This is a genomic window from Chromatium okenii (assembly GCF_002958735.1).
Lineage (GTDB): Bacteria > Pseudomonadota > Gammaproteobacteria > Chromatiales > Chromatiaceae > Chromatium > Chromatium okenii_A.
Genome location: NZ_PPGH01000035.1, coordinates 129,822 through 145,000 on the forward strand (window position 1 = coordinate 129,822; position 15,179 = coordinate 145,000).

The 15,179-nt window shown below is 48.6% G+C and carries 9 protein-coding genes, 2 rRNA genes and 5 pseudogenes (1 of these 16 only partly in view); 3 read left to right on the top strand and 13 right to left on the bottom strand.

Features of this window, described 5'->3' with window-relative positions:
* Positions 1-91: 91 nt before the first annotated feature.
* The 11 genes and pseudogenes from cheD to CXB77_RS08855 form a co-directional block, all read right to left on the bottom strand.
* Positions 92-702: pseudogene (gene cheD / locus CXB77_RS08810) on the bottom strand (chemoreceptor glutamine deamidase CheD).
* Positions 686-1,569 (bottom strand): annotated as a pseudogene (locus tag CXB77_RS24590) (CheR family methyltransferase). Before CXB77_RS24590 ends, cheD begins: the two co-directional pseudogenes overlap by 17 nt.
* Positions 1,544-2,332: a methyl-accepting chemotaxis protein gene (locus CXB77_RS24595; protein ID WP_146108777.1), complete on the bottom strand. Its 789-nt coding sequence runs from the start codon at positions 2,330-2,332 to the stop codon at positions 1,544-1,546. Before CXB77_RS24595 ends, CXB77_RS24590 begins: the two are co-directional and overlap by 26 nt.
* A gap of 153 nt (positions 2,333-2,485) precedes the next feature.
* A complete protein-coding gene (locus CXB77_RS24600) occupies positions 2,486-2,797 on the bottom strand; it encodes a hypothetical protein (protein WP_105073599.1) in 312 nt (103 codons plus the stop codon).
* Positions 2,766-3,296 carry an MCP four helix bundle domain-containing protein gene (locus tag CXB77_RS24605; RefSeq protein WP_172452609.1) on the bottom strand — a complete coding sequence of 177 codons (531 nt, stop codon included), beginning with the start codon at positions 3,294-3,296 and terminating at the stop codon, positions 2,766-2,768. Before CXB77_RS24605 ends, CXB77_RS24600 begins: the two co-directional genes overlap by 32 nt.
* 163 nt (positions 3,297-3,459) lie before the next feature.
* A pseudogene (locus CXB77_RS08835) lies at positions 3,460-3,932 on the bottom strand (chemotaxis protein CheW).
* Positions 3,933-4,125: 193 nt separating this feature from the next.
* Positions 4,126-4,266, bottom strand: a pseudogene (locus tag CXB77_RS08840) (chemotaxis protein CheW); the annotation flags it as partial.
* 230 nt (positions 4,267-4,496) lie between these two features.
* The gene (locus CXB77_RS21685) at positions 4,497-4,754 is read right to left on the bottom strand and encodes a chemotaxis protein CheW (RefSeq protein ID WP_242445659.1); all 258 of its coding nucleotides are present in this window, start codon (positions 4,752-4,754) and stop codon (positions 4,497-4,499) included.
* Positions 4,721-5,443 (bottom strand): chemotaxis protein CheA, encoded by a 723-nt coding sequence (locus CXB77_RS21690; RefSeq protein WP_242445587.1) that lies wholly within the window; start codon positions 5,441-5,443, stop codon positions 4,721-4,723. The genes CXB77_RS21685 and CXB77_RS21690 overlap by 34 nt, the downstream gene beginning before the upstream one ends.
* On the bottom strand, positions 5,443-6,753 hold the full coding sequence (locus tag CXB77_RS21695; RefSeq protein WP_242445588.1) for an Hpt domain-containing protein: 1,311 nt from the start codon (positions 6,751-6,753) through the stop codon (positions 5,443-5,445). The genes CXB77_RS21690 and CXB77_RS21695 overlap by 1 nt, the downstream gene beginning before the upstream one ends.
* Positions 6,754-6,773: 20 nt before the next feature.
* A pseudogene (locus CXB77_RS08855) lies at positions 6,774-7,140 on the bottom strand (response regulator).
* A 149-nt stretch (positions 7,141-7,289) separates the two neighbouring features.
* Between CXB77_RS08855 and mfd the strand changes: the two are divergent.
* From mfd to CXB77_RS08870, 3 genes are all read left to right on the top strand, one after another.
* Entirely contained in the window at positions 7,290-10,976 is a 3,687-nt protein-coding gene (mfd, locus tag CXB77_RS21700) for a transcription-repair coupling factor (RefSeq protein ID WP_242445589.1), read from the top strand.
* Positions 10,977-11,114: 138 nt separating this feature from the next.
* Positions 11,115-12,044, top strand: a complete 930-nt coding sequence (locus tag CXB77_RS08865) for a hypothetical protein (protein ID WP_105073602.1) — start codon at positions 11,115-11,117, stop codon at positions 12,042-12,044.
* Positions 12,045-12,173: 129 nt separating this feature from the next.
* Positions 12,174-12,398 (top strand): AbrB/MazE/SpoVT family DNA-binding domain-containing protein, encoded by a 225-nt coding sequence (locus CXB77_RS08870; RefSeq protein ID WP_105073603.1) that lies wholly within the window; start codon positions 12,174-12,176, stop codon positions 12,396-12,398.
* Positions 12,399-13,279: 881 nt separating this feature from the next.
* Here CXB77_RS08870 and rrf read toward each other — a convergent pair.
* Both rrf and CXB77_RS08880 read right to left on the bottom strand, forming a co-directional pair.
* Positions 13,280-13,395: ribosomal RNA gene (gene rrf, locus CXB77_RS08875) — 5S ribosomal RNA — on the bottom strand.
* An 89-nt stretch (positions 13,396-13,484) separates the two neighbouring features.
* Positions 13,485-15,179: ribosomal RNA gene (locus CXB77_RS08880) — 23S ribosomal RNA — on the bottom strand; it runs 1,195 nt beyond the window's last position.

Sequence of the window (15,179 nt, forward strand, 5' to 3'; positions counted from 1 at the left end):
GGTCTTGAGTGCGAACGCAGCGCCAGGATTTGGGGTTAAGGAGTGGATTTTATACCGTAAAAACGCTTGATTTTTATTGCTTTTATATTGGTTAAGAAAACAGTTCTACGTCGCCTTCTACCTTTGCTAGACGCAGCTTTTCGCTATAACTCAATTCACGCTCAATGATGGTGTCGTTGTGCATTGAACGAAGTTTTTTCACTAATACGCGCCCGTCGTTGGGAAAAAATACACCTTGCGCGGATAGTTTCCGAGTAAATCTTTTGCAATCACTGGAATGCCTTCGGTCGCTAGATAGGACAATACAAAATCAGCATTGCGTTCACCCACGACATGATTTTTAAATCCCGGTAAGACATTGCCTGCGCCAAATACTTTTGCCTCTAAGTTCCCTCGCCGCGCTCCGAGTTTTAATAATTGATTGATTAAAATCTCCATCGCGTAATCGCCGTAGCGCATTGAGCGACTTAAGCGACTATCTTCATCACGGCGGTCATCCGGCAGCATGAAGTGATTGATGCCGCCAATACCACTGACGCGATCGCGTAAACAGGCAGCAACGCAAGAACCGAGCACTGTCACCATCAGCAATTCTCGTGCTGAAACGTAATACTCACCCGGCAAAATTTTGACCGCATCGGTATCAAACTGGCGATCAAAATACAGTGTTGGCGCCAGTTGTTCATCAAAGCGATGAGTCATCTGAGATATGGTTTCCGTGGTCGTTATTGTTGCGCCAGCGGCACATAAATGGTTTTGCCTTGTAGCCGAAATAGCGTGCCATCTGGCTCAAACTTTCTGAATGCCCAATAAATAAACGTCCTTCGGGATGCAACAATGGATGAAAGCGAGTCAATAGCTTGGTTTGTGTCGTTTTATCAAAATAAATCAATACATTACGACAAAAAATTGCTTCAAATACGCCGTTGATCGACCAAGGTTCATGCAGCAGATTCAGCGGCTGAAAATGAATCAACGCTTGCACTTGTGGACGGATACGCACCATACCCTCTCGCGCTCCCTTGCCCCGCAGAAAGAAACGCTTTAATTGCGCTTCGGATAATTTTTCAACACGATCAACGGATAAATTCCTTCAGCCGCTTGATGTAGCACATTGGTATCGACATCCGTCGCTAAAATTTTTACCGGCGGTGTCCACGAATCAAACGTGTCAATTGCGGTCATCGCCATTGAATAGGCTTCTTCACCAGTCGAACACGCCGATGACCACAATCGAATTGGACTGCGTCCCGCTTGATAAGCCGCCCACATCTGTTCAGCGAGAACGGGAAAATGGTGCGATTCTCGAAAAAACGAAGTGAGATTGGTCGTCAGTGAATTGGTGAACTGCTGCCATTCCTCCGGCTCCCGCTCAAGATAGGCGAGATAATCATCAAAGGTCGTCAATCCTGTCGCTCGCAACCGCCGAGCGATGCGGCTGTAAACCATATCGGACTTGTTGGCACTGAGTGAAATTCCCGCATGTTCGTAAATCAAGCCGCGAATCCGCTCAAAATCCCGCGCCGTAAATAAAAACTCGCGCTCAGAATTCAGACCATTCATCTTCATCAACGGATTTTGCAGTGAAGGTTGGACGTGGTGGGCGACTCACCTTTGCTGCTGGCGCAGCCGGACGACGCGACACCATCGCCGACGGTTTGGCTGGCGCAGTGCTGGCGCGTTGCGACGTTACTTTTTCACCACCAGTTTTGAAAATACTGATAATTTTGCTCAATTCACGCGCTTGATCGGCGAGCGCCTCCGCAGCGGCAGCGGCCTGTTCCACCAGCGCCGCATTTTGCTGCGTCACATCGTCCATCTGCGTAATGGCTTGATTAACTTGCTCAATTCCTGTGGATTGCTCAACCGATGCCGCAGAAATTTCTGCCACCAAATCGGTTACACGCTGAATCGACAGCACGATGTCCTGCATCCGCTGCCCCGTTTCATTGACCTGAAGCGTTCCAGCATCGACCTTCGCCACGCTGTCACCAATCATCGTCTTGATTTCCTTGGCTGCATTTGCCGACCGCTGCGCGAGATTGCGCACCTCCGCTGCAACCACCGCAAAACCGCGTCCCTGCTCGCCAGCGCGGGCTGCTTCCACTGCCGCATTGAGCGCCAAGATATTGGTTTGGAAAGAAATCCCGTCAATCACGCTGATGATGTCGGCAATTTTTTTGCTCGATTCCGCAATCGCTGTCATCGTTTCTACCGATGCCCCAACCCGCTCACCGCCTTTTGCAGCGACATCCGACGCAGCCACCGCCAATTGATTCGCCTGCCGCGCATTGTCCGCATTTTGTTTAACCGTACTGGTCAACTCTTCCATTGAACTCGCGGTTTCTTCTAATGAACTCGCTTGTTCTCAGTACGTTGACTTAAATCTTGATTGCCCGTTGCGATTTCATTCGATGCAGTGCTAATCATTTCGACTGCTTCACGAATACGAAAACCAACTCTTTTAAGTTAGCAACGGTCGTATTCACTCCGATTTTAGTTTCACCGAATAGCCCCGGATAATCGCGGTAATCGTCTGAGTTAAATCACCATCCGCCAATGCTTTTGCTACTCGCATCACATCTTTTAATCCAACTTCCGTCGTATCAGACAATTGATTGAGCATCTGCGAAATGTCAAGAGCAAAACCTTTTTTTCCCGTCAATGCTAATTTAACGCTGAAATCACCACGATTTGCTGCATCAACAATCATGCGAATTTCATCCACAATTTTTGTTAAAGCAACCACCGTACTATTAACGCCGCTAATACCAATACCAAGCAGCAATACCAACAACGGATAACAGCAGCAAAAGTGTCATAGCAAAACTGCCGTTATTTGCTGCTACTTGACTCGTTGTTTCCATGCGTTCAGTTTGATAGTTGAGCTGGCTGTAGAGCGCATCAAAAAATGGCTTTTGTAGAGGGACTAACTCATTAAATAGCAAGGATTTTGCTTCTTCTTTTTGACCATTTTTAATAAGCGTAATGATGCGATCCCGCACCACAATAAAAGGATCACGTGCTTCTTTTAATGCGGTGAGACGTTTAATGCCTTCGGGTGAAATAACAGTCTGCTTGAGCTTGCTGATGTTCTCAATGATGCGAGCGTTAATATCAGTAATGCGATCAACTTGACGTCCGCTAACTACCGTATCATCAAACAGCAGCGCATCGCGTAAAATCAACATCACTTCATTGACGCTATCAATGATGTTATTTGTCCATATCGTTTTAGGATATAGGTCAGTACTAATCTCATCTATTTTTGATCCAGCGAGCGAATGTTGAACCAACCAATTGCTGCAATAACACTCAATAGCATCAATACTGCGCCAAATCCTAATCTCAAACGTGTTCCCAGTTTTAGTGTGCCCATATTGCTATACCCTCAAGTGAATAAACGAATAAAAAGTGGTATTGAGTGACATCAAGCAGGATCAAGTTTGACATGCTCAATCAACCCATTTCATTGCTGGTGATGAGTTTTTCAATGTCCACCATAATCACCATACGTTCATCAAGTGTGGTCAAGCCATCAATGTAGGCAGTATCCATTAACGCACCAAATTCTGGCGCTGGACGAATTTGTATGCGTTTTAATGCAATCACATCAGAAACACCATCAACCACAATGCCAACCACGCGCTCGGCGACATTAAGAATAATGACCACCGTGAATTCGTTGTATTCAACTTGACCGAGATTAAATTTAAGCGCATATCGAGAATAGGCACGATCACGCCGCGCATATTAATCACGCCTTTAATAAAAACTGGAGAGTTAGCAATGCGCGTCACTGCGTCATATCCGCGAATCTCTTGCACCTTGAGAATATCAATACCGTATTCTTCATCGCCCAGCGTGAAAGTGAGATATTCTTTCGATGCTTCAGACGGCGCAATCGTGTGATCTTGACGTTCGTCTTTCATTAAAAACCCTCTCGTGTGTTAACGTTATTCGTGATGCAGAATCGGAAGCCGTTTGGTTATTCCTGATCAGAGACTAATCCCATCAAGTTACTTAAAAACTTGACTTCAGTAACTTTTGAGCTATTTTCAATTGATATTTTCATTCTGCACGGCGATTGAGTCGCGCAGCGCATCAACATCAAGAATCAAGGCAACGCGTCACAGCATCATATCCGCGAATCTCTTGCACCTTGAGAATGTCAATACCGTATTCTTCATCGCCCAGCGTAAAAGTGAGATATTCTTTCGATGCTTCGGACGGTGCAATAGTGTGATCTTGGCGTTCGTCTTTCATTAAAAACCCTCTCGTGTGTTAACGTTATTCGTGATGCTGAACTGGATTCAATACTGGTCGCTGCGAATTGCGTTCACGTTCCGCATGCCTCGGCAATTTTTATCTCATTTTGATAGATTGCTGGATGTTCCAGACGATACCATGTATCTCAGCAATAATAAGGTTTTCAATCATTGTTTGCCCAGTATTTTCATTCTGCACGGCGATTGAGCCGCGCCAGCGCATCAACATCAAGAATCAAGGCAACGCGCCCGTCGCCCATAATCGTTGGCACCAGAAATGCCTTCGACTTTACGGTAATTAGTTTCTAAACTTTTAATCACCACTTGGTGCTGGGCAACCAATTCGTCAACTAATAACGCAGCACGTCCTTCATTGGTATCAACGACCACTAAAATTCCGTCTTCATCGCGCAGTGCTGGCGCATTATGCAATGCAAATACTTCGCGCAATATCACCAGTGGCAAGTATTCGCCATTGACGCGCACCAAGCGTCCTTTTCCGGCAACGTCATAAATTGATCGCGGCGCGGTTGAATTGATTCTTGAATGGCAGTTAATGGCAAAATGAACATTTCATCGCCCATGCGTACTGAAAGCCCATCTAAAATTGCCAGCGTTAATGGCAAACGAATTGTAATGCGCGTGCCTTGTCCCGGTTGCGAATCAATATCAATTCGACCGTTCATTGCTTCGATATTACGTCGCACGACATCCATGCCTACGCCGCGCCCGGAAATGTCGGTGACTTTTTCTGCGGTGGAAAATCCGGCATGAAAAATCAATTGCCACACATCTTTATCCGTCGGATTTTCTGGTAGCGGAATACCTTGCAATGCAGCTTTTGCCAGCAATTTCTCGCGGTTTAATCCCGCTCCATCGTCGCGCACTTCAACGACCACGCTGCCACCGCGATGGCTGGCGCGGAGACAAATTTCGCCAACTTCCGATTTACCCGCAGCTCGCCGCTGTTCGGGTTGTTCAATGCCATGATCAATACTATTGCGCACCAAATGGTTAAGCGGATCCGCCAGCCGTTCAATTAAGCCTTTATCCAATTCAGTGTCTTCGCCAATCAGTTTCAGTGTGACCTGTTTACCGAGTTTGGCGGCAGTATCGCGTACCACTCGCGGAAAGCGATTGAATACAAAACTAATAGGCAGCATTCGAATTGACATCACCGCTTGCTGCAAATCGCGGGAATTGCGTTCGAGATTGCCAGCCCGTCAAAAATCTGCTCATGTCCGAGTGGCTCTAAACCGGACGCTGATTCTGCGAGCATGGCGTGCGTAATTACTAATTCGCCAACTAAATTAATCAGTTGATCACTTTTTCCACGCTGACGCGAATCGACGTGTCCGTATGCGCAGCGCGTTTGGTGGGCATCGCTGCCAGCATTCGCAGCCGTTCGTGCTCGCGGTGTGACTGCTGCGGGTATGGATGCGGTTTGTTCGCTGCCGATTGGCTCAAAAAAACCGTAACCCTGCGCGGCTTCAATCCGCGACTGCTGCGCCACTGCGGCAATTTGCGTCATGCCCGGCGCACCACCGAATAAGCCAAATCCGCGATGCTCTTGATCGAAGACCTGCTCGCTGCCTGGTGCGCCAGCGAAAAAACCAAAACCGTTGGCATCTTCCGTGGCAACTGCGATGCGCAGCGCATCAATTTGTGCCATGCCGGGCGCATTGCCGAATAACCCAAAACCGTCTTGCTCTTCGTCAAATGCCTGCTCGCTGCCTGGTGCGCCAGCAAAAAAGCCAAAACCGGAATCGGTCGTGACTGTCGGCGCTGGCGCTGGGTCGTCAATGCTAATCGTCAGGCAATTGGGATCGCACACAAACGCAAAGGTTTCGATGATGGCTTCCTGTCCGGCGGTGGTGGTTAATCGCCACACGCACAGCTCGGCATCGTCGGCGCTCAACCAATCTACATGCCCAAGTTCGGCCAGCACATCGCGCAACGCTGCAAGATCAGCGCCAGGCTGAAAATCAATTGCATCGGCGCGAAAGACAATTTTCCAAGATACCGCCGCAGGCGCAGTGGGCGATGACTTTGAGAACGATGATGACGGATAAAACCCGCTCATGTCTGACGGTGGCGCGAGTTTGGACAACTGTTCAAGCTGGGCGCACACCTCGGCGATCCGCGCATCGGTGTACTCTCGCCCCTCTTGATGCGCAGCCAACTGTGCTTTCAGCACATCGCCAGCGCGGAGAAAGGTGTCCACCATTTCAATCGTTGGCTGCAACTCTTCTTTGCGCAGGCAGTCGAGGAGAGTCTCCAACACATGCGTCACCTCGGCCATATCGTGAAAACCGAAAGTGCCCGCTCCGCCTTTAATAGAATGCGCAGCGCGAAAAATCGCATTCAGCGTTTCCAAATCTGGCGCGTTGACATTCAACTCCAGCAGCAAATCTTCCATGGTGGCTAGATGTTCTCCAGCCTCGTCAAAAAAGACCTGATAGAAGCGCGTCATATCAATGGTCATTGCCTTGCTCCTGCTGGTATTTAACCGATGACTTTGCGCACAACTTCCAACAATTTTTGCGGATCAAAAGGCTTCACCAACCAACCGGTTGCGCCCGCAGCGCGACCTTGGCTTTTTCATTGCATCACTGGATTCTGTGGTCAACATCAGAATTGGAATTGCGGCATACGGCGGTAAACCACGCAATTGTTTAATCAGGGTTAAACCATCCATGCGCGGCATATTTTGATCGGTAAAAATTAAATTGAAGCGTCCAGCTTTTGCTTTATCCAAACCATCCAAACCATCGACTGCTTCGGTGACTTGATAGCCAGCATCTTTCAATGTGAAAGACACCATTTGGCGAATAGATGCAGAATCATCCACAGTGAGAATTGTTTTAGCCATGATATGCCCTGAAAATGATAGAAGTTTTCGTTTATAGCGCCGCAAACCAAGTCGTTGGGCGCGGGCGCTTTATTATGATGACACCGTACAATCAATTGCACTCTAACCTGCTTTGATGTCAGACAACCAGTTAGCAAAGGTCTTTTTTCATGCGTTCAGAAACCAGCTTGCTCCAGCAATCATCGCCATTTGCGCCACCATTACCGCAGCGTTCTGGCGAACGCGTGTGCTGGGGACAATTGGCAGATGCCAGCGTGGCGCTCGCGATTGCCAGTGTTGCGAAAACACATTCAGGGCTATTGGTGGCGCAGGTGGCAGATGTGCAAGCCGCCACCCGTTTAGCCGCCGAAGTGCGCTTTTTTCTCAACGATAGCAGCTTGCCATTATTGACTTTCCCTGATTGGGAAACGCTGCCCTATGACATCTTTTCACCGCTGCCGGAATTGGTTTCGGAACGGCTGCTCACGTTAGATCAACTGCCGACGCTGGCGCGAGGTGTGTTGATTGCGCCAGTGGCAACGCTGATGCAGCGCCTGCCGCCGCGTGATTACGTTAAGCATCAGTCACTTATGCTCGCAGTTGGCGACCAACTCGAACCGCAAACCACGCGCCAGCATCTCGAACGCACCGGCTATTCCTGCGTATCGCAGGTGCTCGCGCATGGCGAATTTGCACTGCGCGGCGCATTGCTTGACGTGTTTCCGATGGGCAGCGATTGTCCGTTACGCATTGATTTACTTGACGGAAACATTGACAGCATCCGCACTTTCGATCCTGAAACGCAACGCTCACACACCAAATTGGAGCGGATTCGGCTGCTGCCCGCCCGTGAATTTCCACTCACGGAAGAAGCCATCAGCGGGTTTCGCCAGCGTTATCGCGCCAGCATCAACGGCGATCCGCAAAATAGTTTGATTTATCGCGAAGTTTCCGCCGGTCATAGCCCCAGCGGTTTGGAGTATTACCTACCGTTGTTTTTTGAGCAAACAGCGACGCTGTTCGATTATTTTCCTGATAACACCTTGATTTTAGAAGCAGAAGAATCCGGCGCAGTAGCAACGCGGTTTTTTGCTGATGTTGAACTGCGTTATGAACAACGCTGTCACGACCGCGAGCGTCCGTTGTTACCACCGCAGCGGCTGTATCTCACGCCCGACGAATTAAATGCTGTTCGCAAACAATATGCTGGAGTGCGTTATCAAGCGGCGGAGGTTGAGGAACGCCGCAAGGGTTATGCCGCTGCGCACAATTTCGCTACTGCGGCGCTACCACCGCTGGCGTTTACTGCTCGCAATGTCCAACCGGCGCTGGCGCTGCAAGAATTTCTCGCGGCTGCGCCGAAACGCCGCGTGTTATTCGTGGCTGAAAGCAGCGGTCGCCGCGAGCTGTTGATGGAGCAATTACACGGCTTTGGCATTCATCCGACACCAGTTGCCGATTGGCAGAGCTTTATTGACGGCGAGCAGCGGCTGGGACTGACGGTTGCGCCGTTGGAGCAGGGACTGCTGGTGAATCCAAATCTAAATCTAAATCCCCCCAACCCCCCTTTTTCAAAGGGGGGCTTTGTCGCGCCGGAAGATTTTTCGCTTTCTCTTTCTCCGGTTGTGCGGGGGCAAAAAGGGAGCTTTTCTTCTCCCCCCTTAGCAAAAGGGGGGCAGGGGGGGATTTCTTCCTCCCCCCTTAGCAAAAGGGGGGCAGGGGGGGATTTGGGCGCTGGCGAGATTTGTCTCATTACCGAAACGCAGCTTTATGGTGAACGGGTGCGACAAGAACGCCGTCGCCATGAGCGCGAACGCGATGGCGATGCGGTCATTCGCAATCTCACCGAATTAACCGCAGGTGCACCAGTTGTCCATGAAAATCATGGCGTTGGGCGTTATCTCGGTTTGCAAACGCTCCACGTTGGCGGCATGACCACTGAGTTTCTGGCGCTCGAATACGCCAATCACGACAAGCTCTACGTTCCAGTCAGTGCGCTGCATTTGATTTCGCGCTACACCGGCGCGTCAGCAGACAACGCGCCGTTGCATCGGCTCGGCGGCGATCAATGGGAACGCATCAAACGTAAAACTGCGCAGCAAGTGCACGATGTCGCCGCTGAATTGCTGGATATTCACGCCCGTCGCGCTGCCTGCACTGGTGTCGCGTTTCAAAATGGCGGCGAGGATTACGCGAGCTTTGCCAGTGCCTTCGCTTTTGAGGAAACGCCGGATCAACAACGCGCTATTGAATCTGTGCTGGCGGATATGACTGCGGCTAAACCGATGGATCGCGTGGTGTGCGGCGATGTCGGTTTCGGCAAAACCGAGGTGGCGATGCGGGCAGCGTTTATGGCGGTGAACAGCGGGCGACAAGTGGTCGTGTTGGTGCCAACCACGCTGCTGGCGCAGCAGCATTTTGAGAATTTCTCCGACCGTTTTGCGGATTGGCCGGTCAAGATCGAAAGCCTGTCGCGTTTTCGCACCGCCAAAGAGCAACAAAAAATCCTCGCTGGGCTGGCGGATGGCACGCTTGACATCGTGGTCGGTACGCACAAATTGCTGCAACCGACGATTCAATTCAAAAATCTCGGTTTAGCCATTATTGATGAAGAACATCGGTTTGGCGTGCGGCATAAAGAGCAATTAAAAAATCTGCGTGCCGAAATAGATATTTTAACGCTGACTGCAACACCGATTCCGCGTACTTTGAATATGGCAATGGCAGGTTTGCGTGATTTATCTATTATTGCTACGCCGCCAGTGGCGCGACATCCAATTAAAACTTTTGTGAGCGCGTGGAATGATGGGCTCATTCAAGAAGCTGTTCTGCGTGAATTAAAACGCGGCGGTCAAGTTTATTTTCTACACAACGAAGTAGACACAATTGAAAACCAAGCGCAAAAATTAGAAGCACTGATTCCACAAGCGCGAGTACAGGTTGCACATGGTCAATTGCGCGAGCGTGAATTAGAGCGCGTCATGCGCGATTTTTATCACCAGCGGTTTAATCTTTTAGTGTGCACCACGATTATTGAAAGCGGAATTGACGTGCCCAGCGCCAATACCATCGTGATCAATCGCGCTGACAAATTGGGATTGGCGCAATTGCATCAACTGCGCGGGCGCGTCGGGCGTTCTCATCATCGCGCCTATGCGTATCTCATTACACCGCCTGAAAAAACGCTCACTGCCGATGCAAAAAAGCGCCTAGATGCCATTGCTGCAATGGAAGATTTAGGCGCTGGGTTTACGCTCGCAACCCATGATTTAGAAATTCGTGGCGCAGGTGAATTGCTCGGCGATGAACAATCCGGTCAAATCACTGAAGTTGGTTTTACGCTGTATATGGAAATGCTGGAACGTGCAGTGAATGCACTGAAAGCCGGACACGCGCCCGAATTAGATCGCCCGCTCGATCACGGTGCGGAGATTGATTTAGGTATTCCAGCATTATTGCCGAGCGATTATCTGCCGGATGTACAAACGCGACTGGTGTTGTATAAGCGAATTGCTAGCGCCCCAAATCATGCGGCACTGCGCGAATTACAAGTTGAAATGATTGATCGGTTTGGTCTGCTACCGGAAGCAGCAAAAAATCTATTGGACATTACTGCACTCAAATTGCGCGTTCAATCGCTCGGCATTCGCAAAATTGAAGCTGGCGCAGCAAGTGGGCGCATTCTATTCAATGAAAACCCAGCACTTGATCCCGCCAATTTAATTCGCTTGCTCCAATCTAAACCCAAGGAATTCAAACTTGATGGCAGCGATAAACTCAAATTTTTTCGAGACATGGCGGATGCAGCACAGCGATTGCGACAGGTGAATATGGTCGTTGAGCAATTACGGGGTTAGATGATTTTCCCGCCAAATAAATTTGACGCGCTTTCTATAACAGGATTATAAACTGATTCTGATTTTAATGCTTTAGCCGAATAAAGCGCGTTATCGGCTTGATTTCTAACCAACCATCAATAAAAAAGTCACAGTAAAATGAATGAAAACGACAAATGGTATACAGATGAAGTGCGGAAAACATTTTGTAAGGATCGCTACTCTACTACTAGCCATCACTACTTTTTTGAGCTGAAAGAAGCTAAGAATGGCTCGAAATACATTGTCATTTCTCAACGTAAAAAAGTTGGCAATGAGTTTGTTGGTACTAAAATGCGGATTTTTTCCGATGAGATGCAGGGATTTCAGCGCATGTTAGATAAATTTGTGCAATTGACGATGCACGACGAAACCGGCGCATCTTCAATACCTAGTCAACCAACAGCTATGCCTGAATTTCTGCAACCGCAGCCTATACCAATCGCATTAACAACGCCGACAGTTTTTAATGCAATTGAATCACCACTCATAAATTCGCAGCAGGGAGTATTCGAGAAAGCCAAATCGCGGCTTCAACATTTATGGGGACGTTCACAGCCAAAAATTGGTCATGCAGAGTTTCAGCCGGGCTTTTTTGAAAAACTGCTAGTGACAAATAATTGGCGAGAATTTGAAGAATACACTTATTATCTTTTGAAGCTCATTGGTATTCAGAATGTCTATCACTTTTTAGGCGAACGACAGGCAGGACGAGCCGATGGTTTTTTGAAAACAGGGAATTTGGCGATTCTATATGATTGCACCCTGCGTTCAGGACAGGTTGATGCAGATAAACACGAACAAATCAATAATTATTGTGCACAATTACAGCGCGGCGTGATGGATATTTCTGAGAATGTCAAAGAAGAGCTTTATCACCACAAAAAACAGGTCTGGATTATCACGAAAGGAACAACGCGCTTAATTAAAACCATCAATACTGTTGAAGTAAAAGAGATTAACATTGTTGATATTATTGCGATTTATCAGGAACGTTTGCTGGGTAATATGAATCAGCACATGCTTGAAATGCGATTACAAAATCTGTGAAAAGATGATGATTTACACCGTTTTTGTGGTGATCAATCCAATTTTTCATTTGTTATAAGCCGTACATTGAACTGTATTGGCTTAAAGATAATTGGATGATACAGAAACAACAATGCTCAGGGTGCGACTATGCTCAAGGTAAAAGTGACTGTCGTTGGTAATTCTATGGGAATAGAACTTCCGCAAGAAGTGCTGAATAAATTTAATGTTGGTAAAGATGATGCCTTATATCTGGTGGAAAGCGCGGAAGGATTTGTGCTTACGCTTCACCAGCAAGATTTTGCATCCCAAATGGAAGCTGCCGAGAAGGTGTTGAAAAAATATAGCAATGCTTTTCAAGAGTTGGCTAAATGATAGCGCCACGATGGGTATTGGATGAGGTTGTCGTTGTTATGAAGCAATTAGCCGCCAGTCATTTTAGTGAATCAGATTTAGCCAAATGGCTTGGTGATTTATCCCAGCCATTTAACACAAAATAAAACCACCGATTCAATTAAGAATCGGTGGTTTTAGATTGAAGACACTGAATAAGCATTGCGCTGTTTAAGTGGTTGATTGCTGATGTTGGGTTGCCAAAAGCGGCAACCCAACCTACGCTGCTACGAACCACAGTCAACGATTTTTGATCTTGCTGCGGCTTATGGTTTTGGTTTGGTAAAAAATCATACACTGCTATACAGCTACTGGCATCAATGATTTACAAATAACCGGCAGATTTTTCCCAGGTCACTCATCAAGCATACGGTTCCTAACGTTAGAATGATCCGGTTATTGAATTGCTTGAAGCAAGCCAGCGCATCCCTGTTACTGGATTCAGAGCAATAGGAAGGATTTGCTCCAAGACAAGCCAGCGCGTCCCTGTTACTGGATTCAGAGCAATAGGAAGGAACCGCATTAATAACTGACGACTTAGATATAGCGGCTGCGATTAAGAGTACTCTCAAATATTTCATGTTAGCTATCTTCATTTGCGTATTGCCAGTGACCGCTTCTTGTTCGCACGAATCATAATATGTTGTGACAATATTCTAGGCGACCATTCTTTCTTGGGTAGTGATATTATCAGTAGGGAAAGAGTATCCTAATTCTTTATAAATAAAGGATAAAAGTCTTCACAACCCTATCGATGATGCCACTACCGCATTTTTTAGCGCAAAATACACCCAAATAATAATCCCCAATCCCACAAAAGAAAACCCCCGCCTCAATAAAGAAGCGGGGGTTTTGGATTAAGACCCTGGCAGTAACCTACATTCACATGGGGAGACCCCACACTAGCATCGGCGAGTCACCGTTTCACGACTGAGTTCGGGATGGGATCAGGTGGTTCCAGTGATCTATGGCCGCCAGGGAAAGCGGGTGATAGCACAATTAAAAGCTATCGAAATTTGGCGTAATCGTTTAATTAAAAAGTCAAGAAACAACGCACTTGGGTGTTATATGGTCAAGCCGCACGGTCAATTAGTATCGGTTAGCTGCATCCATTACTGGACTTCCACACCCGACCTATCAACGTTGTAGTCTTCAACGAACCTTCAGGGGCATCAAGTGCCCAGGGAGACCTCATCTTGGGAGGGGCTTCCCGCTTAGATGCTTTCAGCGGTTATCCCGTCCGTACATAGCTACCCGGCAATGCTTCTGGCGAAACAACCGGAACACCAGGGGTACGTCCACTCCGGTCCTCTCGTACTAGGAGCAGCTTCCCTCAAGTCTCCAACGCCCACGGCAGATAGGGACCGAACTGTCTCACGACGTTCTAAACCCAGCTCGCGTACCACTTTAAATGGCGAACAGCCATACCCTTGGGACCGACTTCAGCCCCAGGATGTGATGAGCCGACATCGAGGTGCCAAACACCGCCGTCGATATGAACTCTTGGGCGGTATCAGCCTGTTATCCCCGGAGTACCTTTTATCCGTTGAGCGATGGCCCTTCCATACAGAACCACCGGATCACTAAGACCTACTTTCGTACCTGCTCGACGTGTCTGTCTCGCAGTCAAGCACCCTTATGCCTTTGCACTCAATGCGCGATTTCCGACCGCGCTGAGGGTACCTTCGTGCTCCTCCGTTACGCTTTGGGAGGAGACCGCCCCAGTCAAACTACCCACCATGCACGGTCCCTACTCCAGATCATGGAGCGAGGTTAGAACGTCAAACAAACCAGGGTGGTATTTCAAGGATGGCTCCACGCGAACTGGCGTCCACGCTTCACAGCCTCCCACCTATCCTACACAAGTCGGTTCAACGTCCAGTGCAAAGCTATAGTAAAGGTTCACGGGGTCTTTCCGTCTAGCCGCGGGAACTCGGCATCTTAACCGAGAATTCAATTTCACTGAGTCTCGGGTGGAGACAGTGCCGCCATCGTTACGCCATTCGTGCAGGTCGGAACTTACCCGACAAGGAATTTCGCTACCTTAGGACCGTTATAGTTACGGCCGCCGTTTACCGGGGCTTCGATCAAGAGCTTCACCTCGCGGCTAACCCCATCAATTAACCTTCCGGCACCGGGCAGGCGTCACACCCTATACGTCCGCTTACGCGTTGGCAGAGTGCTGTGTTTTTAATAAACAGTCGCAGCGGCCATTTTATTGCAACCCTGTTCAGCTCCATCCGCGAAGGACTTTACTTACTTAGGGCGTACCTTCTCCCGAAGTTACGGTACCATTTTGCCTAGTTCCTTCACCCGAGTTCTCTCAAGCGCCTTGGGATTCTCACCCAGCCCACCTGTGTCGGTTTGGGGTACGGTCACATCAGACCTGATGCTTAGAGGCTTTTCTTGGAAGCGTGGCATCGATCACTTCATGTCCGTAGACACTCGTCATCACATCTCGGCATTGAATCCCCGGATTTGCCTAAGGATTCTGCCTACCTGCTTAGACCGGGACAACCAACGCCCGGCTGATCTAGCCTTCTCCGTCACCCCATCGCAGTCTGACCTGGTACAGGAATATTAACCTGTTTCCCATCGATTACGCTTTTCAGCCTCACCTTAGGGGCCGACTCACCCTGCGCCGATGAACGTTGCGCAGGAAACCTTGGGCTTTCGGCGGGGGGACTCTCACCCCCCTTGTCGTTACTTATGTCAGCATTCGCACTTCTGATACCTCCAGCACACTTTACAATGCACCTTCAA